The organism is Bradyrhizobium sp. (genome assembly GCF_016462955.1).
GTDB lineage: Bacteria > Pseudomonadota > Alphaproteobacteria > Rhizobiales > Xanthobacteraceae > Bradyrhizobium.
Genome location: NZ_JAEMSD010000810.1, coordinates 261 through 981 on the forward strand (window position 1 = coordinate 261; position 721 = coordinate 981).

Genomic DNA, 721 nt, shown 5'->3' on the forward strand with positions numbered 1-721 from the left:
CGCCCGGCAGTATACGAATGTCCAGCGCGTGCTGCTCTGGAGCTTTCTCCAGTGCCTCGAAGACGGCAGCAGCCATCGCGAAGACGCCGGGATCACCCGACGAGACGACGACGACGCGCGCCCCCGCCGCTGCAAGATTCAGCGCATGCACCGCTCGCTCGATCTCCTGCCGGTTGTCGGAGGCGTGCAGCACAAGCCCGTCGCGCGGGGCGATGCGCGCAACATAGGGAATGTAGCCGATGATATCGGTTGCATCAGCGAGAGCTGCCGTGACCTCTGGCGTGATCAGCGCCTCGGCGCCTGGACCGATCCCAGCAATGACGAGCGATCCGCTCATGGCGCCACCTCGCGGCGCTGGCCTCGGCCGTGAACCAGAACGGTCGAGAAATACGGGCAATCCTCGGTGCCAGCCTCCGCCAGCCGGATGACGCGTTGTCCCGGCATCGTGCCCCGCTCGACAAGCCAGGCATCGGCGAGCCGCCCCGCGCGCGCGAGTGCCCGCCGTACTTTTCCGATGTCGCGGCCCGTCTTCATCACGACGAGCGCGTCACACGCCCGCATATGCCGCACCAGATCATCCACGGGGAGCGTGCCCATCAGGATCGTCAGGACATCGTCACCCCAGGTGATGGGCAAGTCCGTCGCCGTCCAGCAGCCGCTCATGCCTGAAATGCCGGGAACCACCTCGATCCGCACTCTGCCTTGCAGCCGTGTGTGCAGA

The 721-nt window shown here is 66.4% G+C and carries 1 protein-coding gene and 1 pseudogene; both read right to left on the reverse strand.

The window, feature by feature from the left end; all coding sequences use genetic code 11:
* A pseudogene (locus JHD07_RS38690) lies at positions 1 to 337 on the reverse strand (SAM-dependent methyltransferase); the annotation flags it as partial.
* A partial coding sequence (locus tag JHD07_RS38695) for an SAM-dependent methyltransferase (RefSeq protein ID WP_291631801.1) occupies positions 334 to 721 on the reverse strand: 388 nt, incomplete at its 5' end. The gene JHD07_RS38695 and the pseudogene JHD07_RS38690, both read right to left, overlap by 4 nt.